Annotated in this window: 22 protein-coding genes; 9 read left to right on the plus strand and 13 right to left on the minus strand. The window is 62.6% G+C overall.

What is annotated here, in order from left to right; all coding sequences use genetic code 11:
* The first annotated feature begins 44 nt into the window (after positions 1–44).
* Positions 45–824, plus strand: coding sequence for a sulfite exporter TauE/SafE family protein (locus tag B5526_RS23980; protein ID WP_079542294.1), 780 nt, complete (start codon positions 45–47; stop codon positions 822–824).
* 36 nt (positions 825–860) lie between these two features.
* Positions 861–1,538 carry a DsbA family protein gene (locus B5526_RS23985; RefSeq protein WP_079542296.1) on the plus strand — a complete coding sequence of 226 codons (678 nt, stop codon included), beginning with the start codon at positions 861–863 and terminating at the stop codon, positions 1,536–1,538.
* A 66-nt stretch (positions 1,539–1,604) separates the two neighbouring features.
* On the opposite strand, the gene B5526_RS23990 is transcribed toward B5526_RS23985, so the two are convergent.
* The 4 genes from B5526_RS23990 to B5526_RS24005 form a co-directional block, all read right to left on the minus strand.
* On the minus strand, positions 1,605–1,811 hold the full coding sequence (locus tag B5526_RS23990; RefSeq protein WP_079542299.1) for a hypothetical protein: 207 nt from the start codon (positions 1,809–1,811) through the stop codon (positions 1,605–1,607).
* 39 nt (positions 1,812–1,850) lie between these two features.
* On the minus strand, positions 1,851–2,696 hold the full coding sequence (locus tag B5526_RS23995; protein WP_433994595.1) for a hypothetical protein: 846 nt from the start codon (positions 2,694–2,696) through the stop codon (positions 1,851–1,853).
* 54 nt (positions 2,697–2,750) lie between these two features.
* Positions 2,751–4,112, minus strand: coding sequence for a hypothetical protein (locus B5526_RS24000; protein WP_079545269.1), 1,362 nt, complete (start codon positions 4,110–4,112; stop codon positions 2,751–2,753).
* A gap of 168 nt (positions 4,113–4,280) precedes the next feature.
* The gene (locus tag B5526_RS24005) at positions 4,281–5,219 is read right to left on the minus strand and encodes a LysR family transcriptional regulator (RefSeq protein ID WP_079542304.1); all 939 of its coding nucleotides are present in this window, start codon (positions 5,217–5,219) and stop codon (positions 4,281–4,283) included.
* 120 nt (positions 5,220–5,339) lie between these two features.
* Between B5526_RS24005 and B5526_RS24010 the strand changes: the two genes are divergently transcribed.
* Positions 5,340–6,080, plus strand: coding sequence for an SDR family oxidoreductase (locus tag B5526_RS24010; RefSeq protein WP_079542306.1), 741 nt, complete (start codon positions 5,340–5,342; stop codon positions 6,078–6,080).
* Between the two features lie 51 nt (positions 6,081–6,131).
* Positions 6,132–7,031: an SDR family oxidoreductase gene (locus B5526_RS24015; protein ID WP_079542309.1), complete on the plus strand. Its 900-nt coding sequence runs from the start codon at positions 6,132–6,134 to the stop codon at positions 7,029–7,031.
* A gap of 37 nt (positions 7,032–7,068) precedes the next feature.
* Here the strand turns inward: B5526_RS24015 and B5526_RS24020 are convergent, their stop codons facing one another.
* Both B5526_RS24020 and B5526_RS24025 read right to left on the minus strand, forming a co-directional pair.
* Entirely contained in the window at positions 7,069–8,154 is a 1,086-nt protein-coding gene (locus B5526_RS24020; protein ID WP_079542310.1) for a phospholipase, read from the minus strand.
* 214 nt (positions 8,155–8,368) lie between these two features.
* The gene (locus B5526_RS24025) at positions 8,369–9,340 is read right to left on the minus strand and encodes a S1C family serine protease (protein WP_079542311.1); all 972 of its coding nucleotides are present in this window, start codon (positions 9,338–9,340) and stop codon (positions 8,369–8,371) included.
* Positions 9,341–9,581: 241 nt separating this feature from the next.
* Here B5526_RS24025 and B5526_RS24030 point away from each other — a divergent pair, with 241 nt between their 5' ends.
* On the plus strand, positions 9,582–10,076 hold the full coding sequence (locus B5526_RS24030) for an NUDIX domain-containing protein (protein ID WP_283807552.1): 495 nt from the start codon (positions 9,582–9,584) through the stop codon (positions 10,074–10,076).
* The gene (locus tag B5526_RS24035) at positions 10,073–10,495 is read left to right on the plus strand and encodes a DUF1810 domain-containing protein (RefSeq protein ID WP_079542314.1); all 423 of its coding nucleotides are present in this window, start codon (positions 10,073–10,075) and stop codon (positions 10,493–10,495) included. Before B5526_RS24030 ends, B5526_RS24035 begins: the two co-directional genes overlap by 4 nt.
* 26 nt (positions 10,496–10,521) lie before the next feature.
* Here the strand turns inward: B5526_RS24035 and B5526_RS24040 are convergent, their stop codons facing one another.
* From B5526_RS24040 to B5526_RS24050, 3 genes are all read right to left on the minus strand, one after another.
* Positions 10,522–12,033, minus strand: a complete 1,512-nt coding sequence (locus tag B5526_RS24040; RefSeq protein WP_079542315.1) for an AMP-binding protein — start codon at positions 12,031–12,033, stop codon at positions 10,522–10,524.
* Between the two features lie 247 nt (positions 12,034–12,280).
* Complete coding sequence (locus B5526_RS24045) at positions 12,281–12,781, minus strand: hypothetical protein (RefSeq protein ID WP_079542316.1); 501 nt, start codon at positions 12,779–12,781, stop codon at positions 12,281–12,283.
* Positions 12,782–12,963: 182 nt separating this feature from the next.
* Positions 12,964–13,521, minus strand: coding sequence for an HNH endonuclease (locus tag B5526_RS24050; RefSeq protein WP_079542317.1), 558 nt, complete (start codon positions 13,519–13,521; stop codon positions 12,964–12,966).
* Between the two features lie 308 nt (positions 13,522–13,829).
* On the opposite strand from B5526_RS24050, the gene B5526_RS24055 reads away from it, so the two are divergent.
* Both B5526_RS24055 and B5526_RS24060 read left to right on the plus strand, forming a co-directional pair.
* Entirely contained in the window at positions 13,830–15,590 is a 1,761-nt protein-coding gene (locus B5526_RS24055; protein WP_079542319.1) for a chloride channel protein, read from the plus strand.
* An 868-nt stretch (positions 15,591–16,458) separates the two neighbouring features.
* Positions 16,459–17,436 carry a Bug family tripartite tricarboxylate transporter substrate binding protein gene (locus B5526_RS24060; RefSeq protein ID WP_079542321.1) on the plus strand — a complete coding sequence of 326 codons (978 nt, stop codon included), beginning with the start codon at positions 16,459–16,461 and terminating at the stop codon, positions 17,434–17,436.
* A gap of 5 nt (positions 17,437–17,441) precedes the next feature.
* On the opposite strand, the gene B5526_RS24065 is transcribed toward B5526_RS24060, so the two are convergent.
* The 3 genes from B5526_RS24065 to B5526_RS24075 form a co-directional block, all read right to left on the minus strand.
* Positions 17,442–18,401, minus strand: a complete 960-nt coding sequence (locus tag B5526_RS24065) for a peptidyl-alpha-hydroxyglycine alpha-amidating lyase family protein (protein WP_079542323.1) — start codon at positions 18,399–18,401, stop codon at positions 17,442–17,444.
* Between the two features lie 120 nt (positions 18,402–18,521).
* Positions 18,522–20,318 (minus strand): flavin-containing monooxygenase, encoded by a 1,797-nt coding sequence (locus tag B5526_RS24070; protein WP_079542325.1) that lies wholly within the window; start codon positions 20,316–20,318, stop codon positions 18,522–18,524.
* Between the two features lie 159 nt (positions 20,319–20,477).
* Entirely contained in the window at positions 20,478–20,999 is a 522-nt protein-coding gene (locus B5526_RS24075) for an Lrp/AsnC family transcriptional regulator (RefSeq protein ID WP_079542327.1), read from the minus strand.
* A 136-nt stretch (positions 21,000–21,135) separates the two neighbouring features.
* Between B5526_RS24075 and B5526_RS24080 the strand changes: the two genes are divergently transcribed.
* Entirely contained in the window at positions 21,136–21,531 is a 396-nt protein-coding gene (locus B5526_RS24080) for a nuclear transport factor 2 family protein (RefSeq protein ID WP_079542329.1), read from the plus strand.
* Between the two features lie 32 nt (positions 21,532–21,563).
* Here the strand turns inward: B5526_RS24080 and B5526_RS24085 are convergent, their stop codons facing one another.
* A complete protein-coding gene (locus B5526_RS24085) occupies positions 21,564–22,655 on the minus strand; it encodes a DUF2855 family protein (protein WP_079542332.1) in 1,092 nt (363 codons plus the stop codon).
* Positions 22,656–22,682: the final 27 nt, after the last annotated feature.

Genomic DNA, 22,682 nt, shown 5'->3' on the forward strand with positions numbered 1-22,682 from the left:
AATTCCTTCCAGGACGTGGTCGTGCAAGCGAAGTTAATCCTCTTATGATCTCCATGGTGCAGGGCGCGTTGGGACTGGCATCGGGAGCGCTGGTCGGGTTTTCGCTTGGCCTGGTCGGCGGTGGCGGATCGATCCTCGCGGTGCCGCTGATGGTCTATGTGGTCGGCGTGCCCGATGCCCATGTCGCAATCGGCACCAGCGCGATTGCGGTCGCCGCCAACGCCGCGGTCAATCTGTCGAACCATGCCCGCGGCGGCACGGTGGTGTGGTCGTGCGCGCTGATGTTCGCTGCCGCCGGCATCGTCGGCGCGTTCACCGGTTCGATCTTCGGCAAGATGCTCGACGGCCAAAAGCTATTGGCGCTGTTCGCGCTGCTGATGCTGGTCATCGCGGTGCTGATGCTCAAGACGCGGTCGCGGATTGGGCTGCCCGACGTCAAGATGAATTGGACCAACATGCCCGCCATCACCGGGCTCGGGCTCGCGACCGGGACGCTGTCGGGCTTCTTCGGCATCGGCGGCGGATTTTTGATCGTGCCGGCCTTGATGCTGGCAACGGGCATGTCGATCATGAACGCGGTCTCCTCCTCACTCGTCGCGGTGACGGCGTTCGGGCTGACCACGGCGGCGAGCTACGCCTGGTCGGGCCTGATCTCGTGGGGATTGGCGGGATTGTTCATCGCGGGCGGCGTCGCCGGCGGCTTGATCGGCACCCGTTCCGCCCGGCTATTGTCGGCGCGGCGCGGTGCGCTCAATATCGTGTTTGCCGGTGTCATTATCTTGGTGGCGCTCTATATGTTGGCGCGTAACTTGTATGGATCTTGAGCGTATAGGCTTTAGGACACGGCGAGGAGACCAGACATGAGCCGATCGATCGAGCGAGCCCAGCCGTATCGGGGACGCACACGGCGCGAAACGCTCGGCCTCCTCGGCGCAGGCGCGCTAGGCATGGCGATCACGCCCGGATCGGCGCTGGCGGGAGGTGAGAGCGAAACCGTCCTGACGGAAGCCTTGGTGTTGCGCGACCCGGATATTCCGGTCGCCGGAAACCCCAACGGCGACATCACCATCGTCGAATATTTCGACTTCCAGTGCCCGTATTGCCGCAAGATCGAACCCGAACTGCGGCAGGTGGTGCAGGACGACGGCAAGGTCCGCCTGGTGCTGAAGGACTGGCCGATCCTGGGGCCGGTCTCCATCGTCGCGGCGCGGATGGCGCTGGCCTGCAAATACCAGGACAAATATCTCCAGGCCCATGATGCCTTGATCGGCGTCAATTCGAAATTGACCGAGCCGCGCATCAACGAATTGCTCGCCGGCGCAGGCATCGACGTCGATCGCGCCACGCGCGACCTCGCCAGCAATGCCAAGGCGATCGACGCAATACTCGCGCGCAACAACGATCAGGCGACCGCGTTCGAATTCCGCGGCACGCCGTCCTTCATCGTCGGCAAATTCCGCGTGCCGGGTGTGCTCACCATGGCGCAGTTCGATCAGGTCATTGCCGACGCGCGCAAGGCGCTGGCTTCGAAGAAATAGCGACAGCGAACACGAGAGCGCCCTCGCCGAAGGGCGAAGGCGCTGGCTTGAGCGATATTTTCGCGATTATTTCGACGACAGCCTGACCCAGTCCTCATGCGCGCGCCGCTTGAGGAGATTCCAGTCGGCCGCGGCGACATCCCAGTTCACAATGGTGCGATTGGCGTCCGCGACCTGGCCGTTCGCGACCGTCGAGGTCTGCATCGAATCATAGACATAAACGCCCGCAACCAGCAGCAGCGCCCCCAAGATCATTCCGAGAAAAACGCGCATGACAAACCTCCGCTCCTCCGGTGACGGCCGATAACGCAGCTAACGAGTGATGGTTCCCGCATCGCCGGGACGGCCTGGGAGAGTTTTCGCCGTTGGATGTCCAGCCGCCGTCGGTGCCGCCGCCGCTGCCGTCACGATATTGAGCGATTTCAGCTCTTCCGGGTTGAAGACGACCAGTTTGTCGTGCGGAGTCTCCATGGCGTGCACCCAGACCTGCAGGCTGACACCCATGTCAGCGAGATAGTGCTGGCAGCGCGCGGAGATATTTTGCGCAATGCTCATCTCGTCGCGGGGAGGGTCGTTCGCGGCCGAACGTATCGCCGCTACCTGATGCACGCCGATCGCGGCCTTGTCGCCGACACGTCGATCAACGCCCCCGGCAAACACCAGGGGACACGATGACATACAATATTTTCCTGCTTCAACTTCGGTCGCGAATCTTTTTTCGCGAATGAGCCGCCCCATCGCGAGTGCGTCTGTCACCGAGCCGCCTGGCGAATTCAGCACGACGGTCCTGATGTATTCGCTGTGCCTTTCGGCCTCCGTTGCAAAATTTTTCGAAATTCCCGGCGTGATGGTGCCTGTTGCCATCAATCGGCCGCCGCCGACCAGCTCGAACGTCATCGGCTGCGCCAGCGTGCCCTCCGGCTGCGGTAGCGGCGCAAGGCGCTTGTCGCCGGGCAACAAGGGCGCGAGAATCGACGGCACCAGCCTGGGAAGATTCAGTGCGGGCAAATCTTCCCTGATCTCCGCCGGCACTGCGGCGGGATCGGGATAGATGATCCATCCGTTGAGGCTGGCGAGGTCAAAGGCGAGCGCGGCGATTGCGACCAGAACGGCGCTGCGGAAAATCCAGCGCAAAACCATTTCTTCGGCATGTTCCAACAGCCACGCATGAAGGCGCTGCCGTATGGTGAAAGATTGCGACACGGCGATGCGCTATTTGTTATGGCGCGCCGCCGGCAGCGCGGTGACGTTTTCGTCGGGGGCCGCTGTCGGCTCGGCAATGCTTTCGCGTTGGGGCTTGACTTCGGCCGGCGCGCTCGGCTGTGCTTGTCCGACCTCGCGCGCCATTTGCAATGCCGCGACCAGTTCGCCCGCGGTCATATCAGCGGCATTGAACGCCGGAATCCCTTCGCGCCTGATCGAGGCGTGCACCACACAGAGGATCAGCACCAGCACGGCGGGCATCAGATCGATCGAGATCGCGCCCGCCCAGCTCGGGATGAAATCGCCGGCGTAACGCAACACCGCTTCGGCGGGCGACAGCGTCTGAAACCTGATCGGCTCGACCTTCGGCATCGCCAGGATCTTGTCCGCGGCGTCCGACAGCGACTGCGCCTGCGCGGCAATCGAGCTTTCCACCTTGCCGACGACCGCAGTCTGGCGATCCGCCAGATCGGAGGTGTGGCCTCCGGCGGAAGGCGCAATGAAGCTAGATGACAGCGACGCCGCCGCGCGCTTCACCGCGGGCGCCACGGAAGTCTGCTGCAGATTGGCGATCACTCCCATGAGTGTGAGCGACTCCGTTGCCAATGCATCGCTGCGCGCCGCAATCGGCCCGCGATCGCTGATCAATTCGCGCATTTTCGCAAGGCTCTTGCTGCCCTGCTCGTACAAGGCGGAGACGCGCTTGTCCGAAGCCTGGACTTGCTGACCGAGACTATCGAGCTGCCCGGACATTTGCGTCAGAAGCTGCACCACGGTGCCGGATCCGGCGGTGCCCGTCAGAGAACCGGCGCGCTCGGCGTCGGCGAGTTTTGCGAAGCGCGACGACGCCAGCTGGATATCCGGTAATAACCCCTGCGCTGCGATGGCGTTGGTGTTCGCGGTGTCGAGATCACGGGTATAATCCTGGACGGTGATGGCGAGATGCTGCTGGATCGCGGCGGCGCCGGCCAGCGCCGAGGCGTTCAGCCATGACGACATCGCCACGATCATCAGCGAGCCGAGCAGCAGGCAACCGAACATCAGGCCACGGCCGCTGCGAAAGGTCACGTGCGGCATGAAATGCATCAGGAACACCCAGAACGCATAGATGCCGACGGATACGGCGACCGAATAGATCAGCGCCGCAAACAACACCATGCCGGGGCTGCCGTTCAATAATTCGCGGACGCCGAGAAAGGTATAGACGCCGGCCGCGAGCGCGAGGATCGCGGTCGTGAGTTTCAGCGTGCCCTCGAGGCGCGCGACGCCTTTTGTCAGTAGTACCGACGCGGAGGAGCGGGAAGGCAGGGCTTGAGAAGATAGGCCTTGGGAAGCCAGGGCTTGGGATGCGAAGGTATTGTTCGGGGGCATCATGAAGATTCCGTAAGGTTTTAGATCAGCACAACAGCGCCCCCGCGGATCGCTGCTTGCTGCGTTTCTGCAGAAAAATTCCGACGAGATTATGTACTGCCTCCGCAAGGACGCACAACCATCAAGCATCCGGCATCACGAAGCCTTGAAACAGCGATCGGCCCAGCATCAATGACGCGTGCGCGCACCAGTGGGATCGCGATCGTGATCTCCGCCGCCTCGCGTGGCATCGAACGCCCGCAACAGCCAGTCGATGAAGACACGCACGCGCGGCGATAGCTGCCGGTTGCGCGGGTAGAGTAACGAGACCGGCGTCGGCGTCGGCGGACAATCCGGCAGGACAGCGACGAGCGTGCCTCGTTTCAGATCGTCCTCGACGTGATAGCGCGGCACCTGAATCAATCCGAGACCAAGGCGCGCCGCGGCGACCAGGCTCTCGGCGCCGTTGACTGAAACCGTGGCGCGCAACGTCACCTCGCGCACGGTGCCATCGAGGACGAACTCGAGTGGCAGCAGAGCGCCGGTTCCCGACGAATGGAAGCCGACCATGATATGATCGTCGAGGACATCAATGCTCGCGGGCTGACCGAAGCGATCGATGTAGGCCGGTGCGGCGCAGGTGATCTCCTCGAGCATGGCAACGCGGCGCGCGATCATGTCGCTATCCCTGAGATCGCCGACGCGCAGCACGCAATCGATTCCCTCGCGGATCAGATCGACCAGCCGATCGCCCTCGCTCATGTAGAGTTCGATGCCGGGATATTCGGCGAGGAAGTCCGGCAGGCGCGGCAGCACAAAATGACGCGCGAGCGTGCCGTGAACATCGACGCGCAGCAATCCCCTAGGCTTGGCGCCGCCAAAGGCGGCCTCAGCCTCCTCGATGTCTGATATCAGCGACAGGCAGCGCCGGTGGTAGGCCTCGCCATCCAGCGTCGGCCGCACCTGCCGCGTGGTCCGCTCCAACAGCCGCACTCCAAGGCGCGCTTCAAGCTGTTTTACAGCATCGGTGACGGTTGACCGGGGCAAGCCGAGATCTTCAGCCGCCAGCGTAAAGCTGCGCCGCTCCACCACCCTCGCGAACACCCGCATCGCGTCGAATCGGTCCATTGGATTATTCGTCTTTGGCGGACTGTGATGCCGGATTATGGCTGATTATCCGGGAAACGAAAGGCGATAGCTTCCTCCCATCAAACGCGGATCGCCCGCGAAACCATGAGGAGACTGAAAATGGCCAACGAAACCAACAAAGTAGCAATTGTGACGGGTGCCTCGCGCGGCATCGGCGCCGCGGTAGCCGAACGTCTCGCCGCCGACGGATTCACCGTCGTCATCAATTATTCCGGCGACGCCAAATCCGCCGAGGCGCTGGCCCGCAAAATCGAGGGCAAGGGCGGCCGCGCGCTCACCGCCAAGGCCGATGTCAGCGACGTCCGGGCGGTACGCGGCATGTTCGACGCGGCGGAAGCCGCGTTCGGCGGGGTCGATGTGCTCGTCAACAATGCCGGCATCATGGGATTGGCCAAACTCGCCGACAGCGACGATGCCCTGTTCGACCAGCAGGTCGCGGTCAATCTTAAGGGCACGTTTAACACGCTGCGCGAGGCCGCAAAACGGCTGCGCTTCGGCGGCCGGATCATTAATTGCTCCACCAGCGTGGTCGGGACCAAGCTCGAGACCTATGGCGTCTATGCCGCCACCAAGGCGGCAGTCGAAATGCTCACCGCGATCCTGTCGAAGGAGCTGCGCGGCCGCTCGATCACGGTCAACGCTGTCGCACCAGGACCGACCGCGACCGATCTGTTCCTGGTCGGGAAGTCGCCGGAATTGATCGATCGTTTCGCCAAGATGAATCCGCTGGAGCGGCTTGGCACGCCCGAGGATATCGCCTCAGCCGTGGCCTTCCTCGTCGGCCCCGATGGCGGATGGATCAACGGTCAGGTGCTGCGCGCCAATGGCGGCATGGTCTGAGCCGGACGCGGCCGCATCAACTCTCAAACCTGCCATCAAAGGATATGCGTCATGAAACAGGTTATCGTCATTACCGGCGCTTCCAGCGGCTTTGGCGCGCTCACTGCGCGCGCGCTCGCCGACGCCGGCCACATCGTCTACGCCAGCATGCGCTGGACCACCGGCAGCAACGCCCCGCAAGTCGCCGAGGCCGCTCGCTATGCCAAAGAGCACGGTGTCGATCTCAGGACCGTCGAACTCGACGTCGCTAACGACGTCTCCACCAACGCCGGCATCGCGAAAATCATCGCCGACAACGGACGCCTCGACGTCGTGATCCACAATGCCGGCCACATGTCGTTCGGCCCGGCGGAAGCCTTCACGCCGGAGCAATTCGCACAGCTCTACGACATCAACGTGCTCTCGACCCAACGCGTCAATCGCGCGGCACTGCCGCAGTTGCGCAAGCAGGGCCGGGGCCTCGTGGTGTGGGTGTCGTCGAGCAGCGCGCGTGGCGGCACGCCGCCTTATCTGTCGCCCTATTTCGCGGCCAAGGCAGCGATGGACTCGCTCGCGGTATCCTACGCCGGCGAATTGGCGCGCTGGGGCATCGAGACCTCGATCATCGTGCCGGGCGCCTTCACCAAGGGCACCAACCATTTTGCGCATTCCGGTGCGCCCGCCGACGGGGCGCGCGCCGCGGAGTATGACGAGGGGCCTTATGCCGGCCTGCCGGATCAGGCGCTCAAGGGCCTCGCCGCGCTTGAACCCGCCGACGCCGATGCAGGAACGGTTGCCGAAGCGATCGTCAAAGTGGTCGGTATGCCCTTCGGCAAGCGGCCGTTTCGCACCCACATCGATCCGTCGCAGGACGGCGCGGAAATCGTCAACGGCGTCGCCGACCGCGTCCGCGCGGAAATGTTCCGCCGCATCGGGATCGAGGATCTGCTCTCGCCGAGAGTGAATGGGTGAGGAAATTACCGACACGGCGCTGGTCGGGCCGTGTCGCTCATCGTTCGCCGCTTAACCAGTTCAGAATCTCGGCATTCATCTCGCGTGGATAGCAATGGCTGAGATCGTCGACCTCGCGGTAGGTGACATCGGCGCCTGCCGCCGACAACAATTGGCTGGTCTGCCGCGCCACCTGCACCGGGAACATCCAGTCGAGCCGGCCATGCACGAGATGGACCGGCAAGCCCTTGAGCCGCTCCGCGTCCGCCATCTCCGCCATCAGCGGATGGAAGGTGGCGGATACCGGCGCGAGATGCGTGAAGGGCGAAGTGCTCTCGAGCCCCGAGACATAGCAGAACGTGCCGCCGTCGCTCATGCCGGTTAAAAGCATTTTTGCCGGGTCGATGTTGAAGCGTCCTCGCACCTGGTCGAGAATGCGGGTGAGGTTGGGGCTGTCGGTGTCTTCTCCCATTAATGCCCAAGTACTCTTGGAAGCGCCGCCGGTCGCCGTCGGTGCGACCAGGATGGCGCCATAGCTTCGGGCATCGCGCAGCCAGCTCCACAGAAAACCGCGGCCGTTGCCGCTGCCGCCATGCAGCGCCATCACCAGCGGCCAGGCGCGGTCGGGCGTGTAATATTCCGGCACATAGAGCGAGAAGCCGCCGCGGCTGCCGGGTTCGTTGTGGTCGTGAAGGATACCGGTGTTTTCGCGCGCCGGCTCTGCGAGCCGCGCCAATAGGGCCGCGTCCTCGCGCAACGGCGGATCGACAAAGAATTGACCGACCGGCGGCAATCGTGCGGCCAGCGGATACAGCGCTTCCTGCGCGCGCGGCGCGTGACGCAGCGCGCGAAACACGGCAACCAGATCGCCACTGCCGCCCTGGACCGCGCGCAACCCTTCGAATGCCGCCAACGCCGCCTCGCTCGCGCGCTCCAGCGCCGCGCGCACATCGGCGAATTCCTCCGGCCATTCGGTCAGCCGCGCGCGAACCGCTCGCAACGCCTGGTCCGGCGTGCCGGCCTCTTCCATCACCTGGCCGAAATCCGGCGGATTGAGATGGCGGGCGATAAAGGACAGCGCCTCGAGCGATTGCAAGAGTGGCGGCAGCACGGCCACGATGTCGTCCACCACGGCCTCGCTCATCGCTCAAGTCCTTCTTCGGTTTTAGTGTGGGATGAATTTAGGCTGAGGCGGCGGCGATCGACCACTTCTCCCTCTCCCCGCTCTTTGCGGGGAGAGGGTTGGGGTGAGGGGCCGCCGCCGCAAATTCAGAACAAAGATGAGCGCGGTTAGTCCCCCTCACCCGAATTGCTCCGCAATTCGACCTCTCCCCGCGAGCGGGGAGAGGTGATTCTCTCTAGTGCAGCCGCGGGCCCTTGAGCAGCCTCATGCGGTCGATCGAGGTCAGCACCACATCGAAGGTGACGCCGTCATGGTAGACCGTGAGCGGCACGTCGACGCCGGCGGGACCGAGCGCCCAGAGTTTCCGGTAGAAGCCGGTCTGGCTCGTGATCTTTTCGCCGTTGACGGCAAGGATGACGTCGCCCGCCTTGAGTTCGGCGCGCGCCGCGGGGCCCTTGCTGGAGATGCCGATCACCACGACCTTGCCGTCGATCTCGGTCGAGTACATCCCGAGCCAGGGCCGCCCCGGCTTGTTGACGCGACCGAATTTTTTGAGATCGTCGAGCACCGGTTTCAAAAGATCGATCGGCACCACCATGTTGACATGTTCGGCCTTGCCCTCGCGCTCGCGTTCGAGCTGCAGCGAACCGATGCCGATCAACTCGCCGCTGTTCGAGATCAACCCGGTGCCGCCCCAATTGGGATGCGCCGGATAGGTGAAGATCGCCTCGTCCAGCAGATATTCCCAATAGCCGGCGAATTCCTGCTTGGCGGCGATTTGGCAGGCGACCGATCGCGTGCGTCCGCCGGCGCCTCCCACCACGACGCGGTCGTCGATCCGCGCGGCGGCCGAAGAGCCGAGCGGCACCGGCTCGAGGTCGACATGGCCGAGCGCCTGCACCAGGCCGAAACCGCTGACCGAATCGAAGCCGAGCGCATGGCCTTGCACCACGCGGCCGTCACCGAGATGCAGCCAGACTGATTCCGCTTCCGTGATCAGATAGCCGATGGTCAACACCAGCCCGTCCTCGATCAACACGCCATTGCCGGCGCGCTCGGTGCCCAGCGTGTCCGCGCTGAAGGCGTCGGAGGGGATAATCGAATGCAATCCGACCACGGAACCAAGCACGCGATCGAGATCGAAATTGTAGTCGGTGGCGCGAGGCTGATAGGCCGGCGGCACTTTCCATTCAGTCAGAGAGGGCATGAAGGGTCTCCTGGCCAATCGGCCCTGCGCGGGTGTCCTGCGCGAATCTTGGCGGACAGGGGCAGCGCAAATCCAATGCTGATATTATGTCGCAAATCACCGTCTTGAAAGTGCTTCGTGGTGTGATTTGCCTGGTGATCAGGCGCGTTGTGCCGGCGAAACGACCGAGGTTCGTGCCGAGGACGCGAAGGGAACGATTGGTACCCGGTTCTGTTCCTTCCCAAGAGCCAGGGAGAGCCCCTTGAAACCAGCTCAACGATCGTCTTCGAGCGCCGGAATCCTGATGTACCGGCGCGCCCCAGCAAAGCTCGAAGTCTTGCTGGTGCATCCCGGCGGACCTTACTGGCGCCGCAAGGACGACGGCTCGTGGTCGATCCCGAAAGGCGAAATGAATGCCGGCGAGGAAGCCGCGATCGCTGCCATCCGGGAGTTTTCGGAGGAGACCGGCCTTGCGGTCGCCGCACCGCTGGAACCGCTCGGCGAGATTCGTCAGCGCGGCGGCAAGCGCGTGATTGCTTTCGCGGTCGAAGGGGACCTCGACGTTTCCGCCATCACGAGCAATAGTTTTGAGATCGAATGGCCGCCCAGAAGTGGGAAGATGCAGAAATTTCCAGAGATCGACCGCGCCGAATGGTTTTGTCTTCCTGTCGCTCACGCGAAGATCATTGAGGGCCAGCGGCTGCTGCTCGACCGGCTGGCCGAACTTGTGGGCCAGAGCGAGAGGAAGCCTGCATGACGGAAATGTTCGATCTTCAGCGCTTTGTCGACGCGCAGTCGCCGGTCTATCCGCGTGTGCTCGCCGAATTGCGTCAAGGCCAGAAACAAAGTCACTGGATGTGGTTCATCTTTCCCCAGCTTGCCGGTCTTGGCCACAGCCCGATGGCCCGGCGATTCGCCATCGCCTCCCGCGACGAAGCCGCCGCGTATCTTGCGCATGGCGTTTTGGGACCGCGGCTTCGCGAGTGCACGGCACTGATCAACGCCATCGAGGGTCGTACCATCAGGGAAATCCTCGGCAGTCCCGACGACCTCAAATTCCGCTCGTCGATGACCTTGTTCGGCGCGGTGTCTCCCGATCCGGAATTCCCAAAGGCCATTGTCAAATATTACGGCGGTACGCCCGACCGAACGACGCTGGACTTGCATGGGCGCTAGGCCGAAGTCGGTGTCCCGCAGCCGGATTACGCAACTCCCTTCGCCCGCTGTGGCATGATCCGGAACGCGCGGTCCTCTTTCAGCCACGCCGCGCGCTCGTCGCGCACCAGCGTGCGGCGGACTTTTCCGGCATCGTCGCGCAGGCCGGTTTTGACGATCTCAAAACTTTCCGGATGCTTGTAGCGGCTCAGCCTGTCGGCGAGGAAACCGCCCATGCCGTCGGCGACCGCTTGGGCATCGGCGTCCTCGTCAAGTTCGAGGATGGCGTGGACGCGTTGCCCGAATTCCGGATCGGGTAGCCCAACGACGACGCAGGAACGCACCTTTGGATGCGCCATTACCGCGGCCTCGACTTCGGCCGGATAGATATTCGCGCCACCTCGAAGAATCATGTCGGCGAGCCGGTCGCCGAGATAGAGATAGCCGTCAGCATCGAGCCGGCCGATATCGCCGAGCGATTCCCAGCCGTCGGCACGACGTTTTGGCTCGGCCCCGAGATAGTGATAGGTAGAGCCGGGGCCGTCGTTGGGCAGGAAATAGATTTCGCCGCTCTCACCCGGCGCGACATCGTTGCCGTCCTCGCCGATGATCCTTAAAGCCGAGGTTTCGCCGATCTTGCCGACCGAGCCCCGATGCGCGAGCCATTCGACGCCGGAAATGATGGTCGCGCCCTGGCGCTCGGTGCCGCCATACAGTTCGTAGATTTTCTCCGGCCCCAGCCATTCGATCCATTTCTCCTTCAGCCATGGCGGCATTGGAGCAGCCATGTGAAACACGATTTGCAGGCTCGACAGATCGTAGCCGTTGCGCACCTCCTCCGGCAGCGCCCAGATCCGGTGCATCATGGTCGGCACGAAATTGACCCATTGCACGCGCGCGGCTTCGATCAGGCGCAGCGCCTCCTCGGCGTCGAATTTTGTCATCCCGGTGACGCGTCCGCCCGAGCACAGCGCGGTATGCGTCACGATGAACGGCGCGTTGTGATAGAGCGGACCGGGATTGAGCAGCGACGCGTCATGCGGAATGCCGAGCATCGATGCCGCCGCGGTGTCGACGACCGCCGGGCCATGATCGAGGATCACCTTGGGCCGCCCGGTCGAGCCGCCGCTAGTCATCGCCTTCCAGTAGCGCGCCACCGGGTTGTTGACCGGTTCGTCGGAAAAACCTTCCGGCACGAAATTGGCGGGCAGCGAATTCGGCGCATTCCAGTCGGCCTCGCCGCCGACCACCAAAGCCGGCTTTAGAATCTCCAGCACCGCAGCCGCTTCGCCGCGCGGCAGCCGCCACGACAGCGAGGTCGGCGTCGCCCCGCATTTCCACACCGCAAAGGTCGTCTCGAAGAAGGCATTGCTGTTGGGCAGCCCGATCGCGACGAAATCCCCTGGCTTTACGCCCTTCGCCGCAAAGGCCCGCGCGCGCCGGTTGGCGCCGCGCTCGAGCTGCTCCCAGGTCAGCAGGTCTGCGCCATGACTGACCGCGATCGCTTTGGGCTTGCGCTCGGCATACCAGCGCGGCACGTCGGCGATTGGAATCAGCATACAGGCCTCCCGTCACTCGGCTTTGTTTGAGCCGTTTTTTTTGCTGCGAATGACGAGGCACGCCTCGACCCCCGCACATCAACCAATGCTGTTGTGACTCAAGGCGAGCGTGGCGTCCATACTGCCGCAGTTTTCCTGGGACCCGTAAGACCATCACGTTAACCGCAAAAGTCGGGAGGCCGCGACGGGGATTTGCGTCAGCCGCCCGAGCGGAGCCGGCCGTACGCGAGCTGATCGTGTATGGCTGCTAGATGAAGATGGTCCATGTCGCCACTCTTGCTTCGCTCAGCCGGCCGTCTGCATCGAATTCCAGGTACGTGATCCAGGTTGTGTATGCAACGAATGCAGGGGCCCCTGCTAGACACTCGAGCAGGTCTTTTGTCCGATTGTTGTTCGGGATGTTCGTCAAACCGCGAGCTTCCAGGAAGCGTTGACGCAGCCGTGTATCCGCGACGGGTTCGACGACAGTCTGGCAGACAAATCCCTCCTTCCCGAGGGCGGCGACAGCCGCCTCTCTGTTTGTTCCCAGCGGCACGATTTCCAATAGGGCTTGGCGCGCCGGCGGCGAATCGTTCGTGCCGCTCGGTTGGCGCGCCCGCATCTCGCTCAGCAGGGGATGCTCCCGATAAAAACTCTCAACCTGGGAATTCTTGGACCAAGTCCAGAACCATAGGGCTGCGAACAGTGCGCTCGGAACAGGCGCGACCACTAGGCAGGCAATCAGCGCGACCCTGACGAATTTCCGCACGGAGCTGCCCAAATTCCCCGCCGACTGCGACGGACGATGCTTACGAAAGATTATTCAACAGTTCCTAACAATCTTTGCCAATATTGTATTCAAACGGGCCGATAACGCCGCCAAAATCCGCAACGCCCTTGTGTGTCCTTTGATATCTAAAATGATCCCACGACGCTCCCGCGGGCCGCATCTTACGGATCGAGTTCCGTATCCCAGTAAAGATAATCCAGCCAGCTATCGTGCAGATAGTTCGGCGGAAATAGTCGCCCGTTGCGGTGCAGTTGATGCACCGTCGGCGCGAACGGGTGCTGTCTTGGAAACATCCGCGCCTGCTGCGGCGTCAGATTGCCCTTGCGCAAATTGCACGGCGAGCAGGCCGCGACGACGTTTTCCCAGGTGGTCTGGCCGCCTTTGCTGCGCGGAATGATGTGATCGAAGGTGAGGTCGTCGTGGGCCCAACAATATTGGCAAACGAAACGGTCGCGCAGGAAGACGTTGAACCGGGTGAACGCGGGATGCGTGGTCGGCTTTACAAACGATTTTAGCGAGACCACGCTCGGCAACTGGATCTCGAAGGAGGGGCTGCGGACCGCGCGGTCGTAATGTTCCACGATGTTGACGCGGTCGAGGAACACTGCCTTGATCGCGTCCTGCCACGACCAGAGAGACAGCGGATAGTAACTCAGCGGCCGGAAATCCGCGTTCAACACCAATACCGGCCAACCGCCTTGCGAGACATGTGCGTTCAAGTAACGCCTCCGGAGCATTTTCCGGCAAAGTGGGAACCGGTTTGCCGCAAGAAAATGCTCCCATTTATAACTTGCGCGTACTCTTTTCGCAAAACCGGTACCCACTTTTGCGGAGTACGCGCAAACCCCCATCTAAGCTGCGAAGCAGCGTGAGTTGACATACTACAGGCAGCGTGACGGGATTGTGAAGAGCGTTCCGGGTCTTATCCGCCAGCCCCGCCCGCCGGCATTGGGATTGCACCATCGGCCCCAAGCCCGCTAAACCGGGCCATCGGCACATTTCCGCCGCGATTGGTTGCAAGCAAATTATGGTTACCACGTCCCGATATCTCGAAGCGCCGCGCCGGCTGCGGGCCTTCGTCCGCGCGCACGAATCAAGCCTGGTGGTGCTGGCCGCGCTGGTCGGCGCCAGCGGAGGCCTGGTGGTGGCCGCGATGAGCAACGCGGTCGAGGCGTTGCACGTGGTGCTGTTCAACCTCGAATGGGGCGACCGGCTTTCCAGCCAGTACCGGATCGACCCGCTGCGGGCGCTGCTGGTTCCGAGCCTCGGGGGATTATTGCTCGGGATCGCGTTCCTGCTGCTGGCCCGGGTGCGGCCGGCGCGCGAGATCGACCCGATCGAGGCCAATGCGCTGCATGGCGGGCGGATGTCGTTTCGCGGCAGCGTCATCGTGGCGTTGCAGACCATCTGGTCCAGCGGCGTCGGCGCTTCCGTCGGGCTTGAAGCCGGCTACACCCAGCTCGCCTCCGGCCTTGCCGCCTCGCTCGGCCGCGCCTTTCATCTGCGCCGCGCCGATCAGCGCATCATGGTCGGCTGCGGCGCTGCCGCTGCGATCGCCGGCGCCTTCGGGGCGCCGCTGGCGGGGGCGTTCTATGCCTTCGAGCTCGTGATCGGCGGCTATACGCCGGCGAGCCTGACGCCGGTTGGCGTAGCCGCGGTTGCCGGCTATTTCGTCGCGTCAGGCTTCACGGTGCTGTCATTCGGCGTCAACGTCGGTCCGGTCGGCGACGTGCTCGGGCGCGATCTCGCCATCGCCTCGCTGCTCGGGATTTTGTCGGCGCTGGTTGGCATCGCCATCATGCGCGGCGTGACGCTGTGCGACGAGCTGTTGGCGAAGACCCGACTCTGGCCGCCGCTGCGCCCGGCGCTCGGCGGTCTCGTCGTCGGTCTGCTCGCGCTGGTGACGCCGCAGGTGATGTCGTCGGGACATGGCGCGCTGCATTTTGCCGGATTTGTCTCGATCCCGCTGACGGTCATCGCGACCATGTTCGTCCTGAAAGCGATCGCCTCGATCGTATCGCTGGGCAGCGGCTTTCGCGGCGGGTTGTTTTTCGCGACGCTGTTTCTGGGCGCGCTCGGCGGGCATCTGTTCGCCGCCGGTTTTGACATCATATGGCCGGGTCTCAACCTTAATCCGAATGTCTATGCGATCATCGGCATGAGCGCGTTGTCGGCATCCGTGATCGGCGGGCCGCTGACGATGTCGTTCATTGCGCTGGAATCCACCGGCAATCTCTGGCTCACTACCGCCGTGCTGGTCGCGGTCATCATCTCGACCCAGATCACCCGCGAACTGTTCGGCTATTCGTTCGCGACCTGGCGCTTGCACCTGCGCGGGGAAACCATCCGCAGCGCCGCGGATATCGGCTGGATCCGCGACCTGACGGTGCGGAGCCTGATGCGGCCGGACGTCACCACTGTCAATGCCGACATGGGAATCGCGCAATTCCGCGAAAAATTTCCGCTGGGCTCGAAGACCCAGGTGGTCGCGGTCGACGGCGCCGGCCGCTATGCCGGGCTGGCGCTGGTGGCCGACGCGCATGCGATGGATCTCGAGGCGACCAAGGGTCTTGCCGGCATCCTGCATCATTGCGACGTCGTGCTGCATCCGGTCATGAACATCCAGGAAGCCATCGCCGTGTTCGACGCCGCCGAAGCCGAAACGCTCGCGGTGGTCGAAACCGACGGTGAACGCCGGCCGATCGGAATTTTGACCGAAGCCCACGCCATGCGGCGCTACGCGGAAGAATCCGAACAGCGAAGACGCGAGGCGGTCGGCGATATTTAATTGATGCGCTCTAATCCTTCCACGTCATTGCGAGGAGCGAAGCGACGAAGCAATCCAGCTTTGACGCCGCGACACAGGAAGCTGGATTGCTTCGTCGCAAGTGCTCCTCGCAATGACGGGGCGAGAGCGAACGTCGCGGCACTGATTTTGCCCGACGGGCAAATCACTAAATTGCTGTCTAGCCCCGTTTGCAAAAATATTCCGCTTCGCGTCTGACCCAAATCACTCGTATATCCATCACCGTCTCACCCACAGGGGCGTATCGCGATCGTCACGGACGCGGAATGGGATGCGGTGGACGCTGATAGTGCCATTGACGAACGGCACGAAGGCGGACGGCGAAGTCGTGTGGTCCTGACACCCCGACGCTGGTGTCAAGTTGGCGGAAGCAATTCCACCGATGACGGTGGCAAAAGAGCCCGGTCACCGGGGAGAGCACGAAATAAGCCGTAAAACCATTGCGTGCGGGAATGCCGGGTTGTTTCCGGTGGACTCGTGGTGACTAACGCGCGTGTTTACTACACTACACGCGCGGCTGCGGGTGCATCGGCGCCCGGCATTCCCCACGCCCTCAGGGGCGGAAAGTTCTTGCACAACTCGGGCGCATCGCGCCGCGGGGCCGCGGACGTATGTTGAAAATGCCCCAACACCGTCGTCCCGGCGAACGCCGGGACCCATACGCCGCGGCGGTTGTTTTGAGAGACGCAGTTCGACGGCTTTCGCGCAACAACACGGGCCTGTGGTTGATGGGTCCCGGCTCAAGGCCGGGACGACAGCGTATTTGTGGTTGCGTCTTCGCTTCGCTCGCAATGACCGCTTAAAAATGCGCTAGCATAGGTCGGCAAAAAATAATCCCGGGAGGAGCCCCATGCGCAATTGGCCGGCCATCATGGCCGCGGTCCTGTTCGGCCTCGGATATGCCGGCAACGCGGCCGCGGAAAATTATCCGGCGCGTCCGATCACCATGATCGTGCCGTTCCCCGCGGGAGGGGCGACCGACACGCTGGCGCGTTTCCTCGCCGAGAAGATGCGGGGCATTCTGGGACAGCCGATTATCATCGAGAACGTTGCGGGCGCGGCGGGGAGCATCGGCGTCGGCCGCGCGGTGCGCTCGCCCGCGGACGGCTACACGCTGAGCATCGGCACCTCGACAACGCACATGCTGACCGGCGGTCTTTACACTCTTTCCTTCGACCTGTTGAAGGATCTGGCGCCGATCATCCTGATCGGCAGCGAGCCGCTTCTGATCGTCGGCAAGAAGGACCTGCCGGCGGACGATTTGAAGGGATTGATCGCGTACCTCAAGGCCAATCCCGACAAGGCCTCCGTCGGTATCGCCGGCGTCGGCGCCGCCGGCCATCTCGCCGGAATCTCGTTCCAGAAGGCGACCGGCACCAAATTCCAGTTCGTGCCGTATCGCGGCAACGCGCCGGCCATGCAGGACCTGCTGGCCGGTCAGATCGATTTCATGATCGAGCCGTCGTCGAATTTCAAATCGCTGGTCGCGGCCGGAAGCGTCAAGCCGTTTGCCGTCACCGGAAAGGCGCGATTGCCATCCTCGCCCAACATTCCAACCGCGGACGAGGCGGGCCTGCCCGGCTTCTTTGCCTCACTGTGGTACGGACTTTGGGTCCCCAAAAATACGCCGAAGGATATCGTCGCCACCCTCAACGCCACCATGGTGCGGGTGCTCGCCGATCCCTCGGTGAAAGAGCGTTTTGCCGACCTCGGCATCCAGACTTCCCCGCTCGATCAGCAATCGCCGGAAGCGCTGGGCGCGCTGCAGAAAGCGGAAGCCGAACACTGGTGGCCGATCATCAAAGCGGCCAACCTGAAAGCGGAATGACGACGCTAAACCCGCTCCAGCTTCTGCAGGCAGCGCACCACCTTGGGCATCGGCGTGTCCGGAAAGCTGGTGCTCCAGTTGGTGACGCCGACTTCGCCGACATAGATGTCGCCCTTCGAGTCCAGCGCGAGGCCGTGCGGCGCGAGGAATTTGCCCGTCTCGAGGCCCGGGCCGTCCTCGCCGCCGAGCCGCGCGATCCGCTTGCCTTTCGAATCGACGATGGTCAGGCGCGGGCCCAAATTCGGCACCTTGCGGTTGACCGGCATGCCGGGGCCGAGTTCGCCGATGACAAAATTCGGATGCTTGCCGCCGCAGCAATAGAGCGCGCAGGGACGGTGCAGATTATTCCACTGCGTCTCGTATTTGCCGTTGCCGTCGAACACCTGGACGCGGTGGTTCTCGCGGTCCGCGACATAGACAAAACCGTCGGAGTCGGTTGCGATGTTGTGGACGATGTTGAACTGGCCGGGATCGCTGCCGGGCTCGCCCCAGCTTTTCAGCAACTTCCCATCCGGCGTGTATTTGTGCACGCAGGCATTGCCATAGCCGTCCGAGACATAGATCTCGCCCTTCGGCGACAGCGCGGTGTGGGTGCAGCGATGGAACGGCTCGCCGCTCATGAACGGCGACGGCTTGTTCGGGATGCCGATGGTCAGCAGCACCTTGCCGTCGGGCGTGCACTTGCGCACGGTGTGGTCTCCGTCATCGGTGCAATAGAGATTGTCGTCGGCGTCGATGTGCAGCCCATGGGCGCGGCCAAACAGCCCTTCGCCCCAGCTCCTGATAAAATTGCCTTCGCGGTCGAGCACCACCATCGGATGGACGCCGCGGTTGAAAACGTAGACGCGGTCCTTGCTGTCGACGGCAACGGAGGCGACGTCGGTGAGATTCCACTCTGGAGGCAGCTTCGCCCAGTTCTCCACCACGCGGTAGCGATGCTCGCCCGAGCCGAGAATGGTAGGCATCTGTGCGTCCCCCTAGAATTGTTAAGCTGTCATTCCGGGATGGTCCGAAGGACCAGACCCGGAATCTCGAGATTCCGGGTTCGCATCTTCGATGCGCCCCGGAATGACGAGCTTTGTAATTCACGCAACGGCCGCATCCCGCGTTGCCGCCCGCCCGCCCCGCGGCAACAACCCTTCCTCGATCGCCTTGATCTGCAGCGCCAGATATTTCGAATTGATCCGGCATTGCGCGAGGCTGCCGGCGATGAACCAGAGGCCGGGCTGGCCGGTGCGCGCATACATGTTGCGCAATTCTTGGCTATCACCAAAACCCCAGATCGGGCCGACGCGGCCTGCCACCTCATCGCCGAACAGGTTGCGCACCAGATATTCCTGGGGCTTGTAGCCGGTCGCGAGCACGATCAGGTCGGCGGCAAGCCGCTCGCCGCTCTTCATCCGCGCGCCGTCGGCCGTGAAGGATTCGATATCCGAAAATTGTTGCAGCCCGATTTCCCTGCGCGCCACCAGATCGGAGCAACCGACATTGAAATAATAACCGCCGCCGCGGGTGAGATATTTGAACTGCCAACCGGTGCCGCCTTCGCCGTAATCGAGCTTGAAGCCGACCCGCTCCAATCCATCGAGCAATTCGCGATCGAGCTTCTTCGATTGCTCGGTGATCATGACATGGCTTTTCTTGGCGAGCGGCAGCGGCATCGAGGTCGCGATCAGGTCGTTGTCCTCGAGCGTGCCTTCGTTATACGCGGCATAAGCGAGCTGCGCCGATGGTTCGATATTGGTGATCAGCGTCGAACTGCGCTGAACCAGCGTGACTTTCGCGCCGCTCGAATAAAGGTCCTGCGCGATATCGTGACCGCTATTGCCGGTGCCGATCACCAGCGCCCGTTTGCCTTGCCAGCCCTCGCCGTCGCCATATTGGCTGGAATGCAGGATGGTGCCGGTAAAATTCTTCAGGCCTGGAATATCCGGCAGATTCGGAATGCCGCTGACGCCGGTCGCCATCACGACATGGCGCGGATGCATGATGCGCTTGGTACCGTCGGTCCGGCGCAACGTCACCGACCAGCGTTCATCCGCCTCATCGTAAGCGCCGCTTTCAAACTCGGTGCCGGTCCAGTAATTCAACTCCATGGCATCGACATAGGCCTCGAACCAGCTGGCGAGCTTGTCTTTCGGAATATAGACCGGCCAGTTCGGCGGGAACGGCATGTAGGGCAGGTGGTTGACCTGCACTTGGTTGTGCAGCGTCAGCGCATGGTAGCGGTTGCGCCAATTGTCGCCGACGCGTGCCTCGCGGTCCACGATCAGGGTGTCGATCTGCAATTGCTTCAGCCGTGCCGCGACGGAAAGGCCCGCCTGGCCGCCGCCGACCACCAGCACGGTGGGATCGCGGTCGGCATAGGCGGCCGCCTCTCTGCGAAGGTCGAGCCAGTTGGGCCCGCGAAAATCGCGCGAATAGGCCTGCCCGCGCGGCCGCGATCTGCCGAGCGCTTCCTCAAAACCTTTCAATTCGTCGAGCGCGGTGAGCAGCGTCCATGCCTTCAGCCGGTTGCCGTCGGCGGCATCGGGGATCAGCCGCAGAATTCCGCTGCCGCGGCCTTGCGCGGTTTCGAATCTGAAAATCGCTTCAATGTTGCTGGTTCCGGCGCGGGTCACCCGACGCGGCGCGGCACGGGCGGGATCGATCTGGAACGCGCGCGGGGCGGTGCTCGCAGCGCGGGTCTTCATCTCGCTCAGGATCGCGTCCGCGCCATTGATGGTCTGCAGATTCCAGCTCAGCGCCAGCACGTCGCGCCAATAGCTGTCCGGGTGAAACAGCGTTTTGAGCAGGACCTCGTCCGATGTCGCCAGCGCGCTCTCGAACTGGCTGAGCCAATTCTCCGCGGCAACCGAGATATCGTCCGTTCTATCCAGCATGCGCGTTCCCACTGCAGCCGTCTGCGCGGCGGTTTCCCTGCTGACAAAACCTATACCGTCCACCATCGCGCAGAAAGGGCGCCGAGGAGAACTCCGCTATGCCGTCAGCGACAGGATATGGACCTGATCCGGGGGAACGTGGCCGGCGAGCAAGTTATTTCACGTCTTCTTCGCTGTTTTCGGAAGGCGTTTGGATTGTCGTGTTTCGAAGTGTTCGAGCGGCAATGGCGCGCCTGCCTTGAGCGTCTGGATCGCGATGTTGCTGCGTACTTCGCGCACAATTGGCAAATCGAGGAGCTTGCCGACCAGAAAGCGCTGGTAGCCAGCGAGATCAGGCACGACGATTTCGAGGAAGTAATCGGCCTCGCCGGAGACGAGGTGGCAGGCAATAACCTCGGGCATCGCCACGACGGCTTTCTCGAACGCCAGCGCGCGCTCGTTGGTGTGTCCGTCGAGCTTGACGCCCAAAAAGACCGAGAAACCGAGGCCGATGCGATCGCGCCGCAAGGCTGCCCGATAACCTTCAATGTAGCCGTCCCGCTCCAGACGCTTGACGCGACGCAGGCACGGCGATGGCGACAAGCCGACCTTGTCGGCCAGTTCGACGTTGCTCAAACGGCCATCGGCCTGCAGCTCCGCAACAATGCGGCAGTCAATCGGATCGAGGTCAAGGTTTGGCATAAGGTAACGCTTTCGACAGTGAAATTAGCGGATCATTGCTATTGTTTCGCCAATATTGGCATCTTTTGCAAGGACATGCTTCGATATCTCGTGCCACGGTTCATTGCACCAATCCCCAAAGCCAAGGGAGCCTGCGATGAATGACCGTGCCACCTGCCATTCCCTGCTTGACGCTGTTGAGCGCTATTTCGACCTGATGTTTGACAGCGAGGTATCCCGCTTCGATCAAGTCTTCGCGCCGAGCGCCCAACTGCACGGGTTGCGAGATGGGAATCTGCGCCTGTTGTCCGCCCTTGAATACAAGAATGCGCTGGCCTCCGGGCCGTCGCCAAAATCCAAGAATGCCCCGCGCCAGCAGGAAATATTGCTCGTGGATTTTGCCTCGCCAACTCAGGCGGTGGTGAAGGTTCGCGTCAGGATCGATGCACTTCTATATCTCGACTACCTTGCCTACCATCGCATCAATGGCGCGTGGCTGATCACAGCGAAGTCGTTTCATGTCGAGCATAGGTACGAGGTATCAAAGAGCTGATGCATCCTGCCCGACGTGAAGCGACGCGCGGCCTATGCCGTCAGCGACAGGATATGCCCCTGGTCCGGGGGAACGCGGCCGGCGAGCGTATCCTGATAGACCTGCTTCACAGCCTCAGGCCCGCGGCCTTCGATCACCCTGAGCCACCCATCCAGCATCGGCGCAAAGCCCGACCACGCCGCGCTGAACCTGACGTCAATGCCGCCGGGCCCCCATTCCTTGGCGCGCTTGCGAATCTGGTCGGGCGCAAAAAACCAGATCGGTTTCGCGCCCGGCAATACCGGTTCATCCGGCGACGTGCTGCGATGGGTAAGCCCGATGAGCCCGGAATATTTCATCTGATCGCCAAAATGCCGGTGAAGTTTTGCGCGCAACTCGCTGTTGCCCGCCATGTCGACAAACGCGACAGGCTGGTCGGTCGGCAGCGAGGTGACACGGTCATAGGTCACGACGTCGTCGTAGCAGCCGAGCGATCTGACAAACTCGGTATTGCCCGCCGAAGTCAGCCCGATCACGCTGATATCCTTGCGCAGCGTGTGCAAGAGATGCGCGAGCCCGAACGCGGTCTTGCTGGAGGCGCTGGAGAGCATCACGCTCTTCGCGCCGAAAAATTCGTTCTCCACCAGAAAATCGTCGACCAGAAACGACAGCATGAACAAGGGACGCAGCAGCGCCTGATGATCGCCCCTCCGTCCCTCGAACGCCGGATCGCCACTGACGCGAGCATAGGCGTTGTAAACCGGCGCCACGCCCTGGCGATGCGCCGCCGCGTCGCGCAGGCCGCGCTTCGAAACGTCGGCCGCTTCGATCACGAGATGCGTCGCCATTGGAAAATAACCGAACAGACGCTCTCCGATCGCGACGCCCGGGTGCTTCGAGGCGATCACCTCGCCAAATCCCCATACCGGAATGTTGCCGAAATCTTTCGGCGCCGGAAACAGCTGCCAGTATTTCAATTCGTCGCCGAGCACGGCGTAAGTGATGTTGTTGGCGGTGAGCGCGAAGCGATCGATTTTGATCAGCAGCGCCTCGGCGGGCAACTCATCAGCGCCAGGCAGTTGCGTCTCGATGATCTTGCACTGCTGCAGATCGTTGCGCGCAACGACGAAGTCGGTGGAGGTCATGGTTTCGATCCCGGGATTTTTTCTCGC

Source organism: Bradyrhizobium lablabi (genome assembly GCF_900141755.1).
In the GTDB taxonomy this organism is placed as follows: Bacteria; Pseudomonadota; Alphaproteobacteria; order Rhizobiales; family Xanthobacteraceae; genus Bradyrhizobium; species Bradyrhizobium lablabi_A.

Coding starts and splice junctions, on each gene's coding strand:
- B5526_RS23980 (WP_079542294.1), top strand. CDS start 45: ATGATCTCCATGGTGCAGGGCGCGTTGGGACTGGCATCGGGAGCGCTG.
- B5526_RS23985 (WP_079542296.1), top strand. CDS start 861: ATGAGCCGATCGATCGAGCGAGCCCAGCCGTATCGGGGACGCACACGG.
- B5526_RS23990 (WP_079542299.1), bottom strand. CDS start 1,811: ATGCGCGTTTTTCTCGGAATGATCTTGGGGGCGCTGCTGCTGGTTGCG.
- B5526_RS24000 (WP_079545269.1), bottom strand. CDS start 4,112: ATGCCCCCGAACAATACCTTCGCATCCCAAGCCCTGGCTTCCCAAGGC.
- B5526_RS24005 (WP_079542304.1), bottom strand. CDS start 5,219: ATGGACCGATTCGACGCGATGCGGGTGTTCGCGAGGGTGGTGGAGCGG.
- B5526_RS24010 (WP_079542306.1), top strand. CDS start 5,340: ATGGCCAACGAAACCAACAAAGTAGCAATTGTGACGGGTGCCTCGCGC.
- B5526_RS24015 (WP_079542309.1), top strand. CDS start 6,132: ATGAAACAGGTTATCGTCATTACCGGCGCTTCCAGCGGCTTTGGCGCG.
- B5526_RS24020 (WP_079542310.1), bottom strand. CDS start 8,154: ATGAGCGAGGCCGTGGTGGACGACATCGTGGCCGTGCTGCCGCCACTC.
- B5526_RS24025 (WP_079542311.1), bottom strand. CDS start 9,340: ATGCCCTCTCTGACTGAATGGAAAGTGCCGCCGGCCTATCAGCCTCGC.
- B5526_RS24035 (WP_079542314.1), top strand. CDS start 10,073: ATGACGGAAATGTTCGATCTTCAGCGCTTTGTCGACGCGCAGTCGCCG.
- B5526_RS24040 (WP_079542315.1), bottom strand. CDS start 12,033: ATGCTGATTCCAATCGCCGACGTGCCGCGCTGGTATGCCGAGCGCAAG.
- B5526_RS24055 (WP_079542319.1), top strand. CDS start 13,830: ATGGTTACCACGTCCCGATATCTCGAAGCGCCGCGCCGGCTGCGGGCC.
- B5526_RS24060 (WP_079542321.1), top strand. CDS start 16,459: ATGCGCAATTGGCCGGCCATCATGGCCGCGGTCCTGTTCGGCCTCGGA.
- B5526_RS24065 (WP_079542323.1), bottom strand. CDS start 18,401: ATGCCTACCATTCTCGGCTCGGGCGAGCATCGCTACCGCGTGGTGGAG.
- B5526_RS24070 (WP_079542325.1), bottom strand. CDS start 20,318: ATGCTGGATAGAACGGACGATATCTCGGTTGCCGCGGAGAATTGGCTC.
- B5526_RS24075 (WP_079542327.1), bottom strand. CDS start 20,999: ATGCCAAACCTTGACCTCGATCCGATTGACTGCCGCATTGTTGCGGAG.
- B5526_RS24080 (WP_079542329.1), top strand. CDS start 21,136: ATGAATGACCGTGCCACCTGCCATTCCCTGCTTGACGCTGTTGAGCGC.
- B5526_RS24085 (WP_079542332.1), bottom strand. CDS start 22,655: ATGACCTCCACCGACTTCGTCGTTGCGCGCAACGATCTGCAGCAGTGC.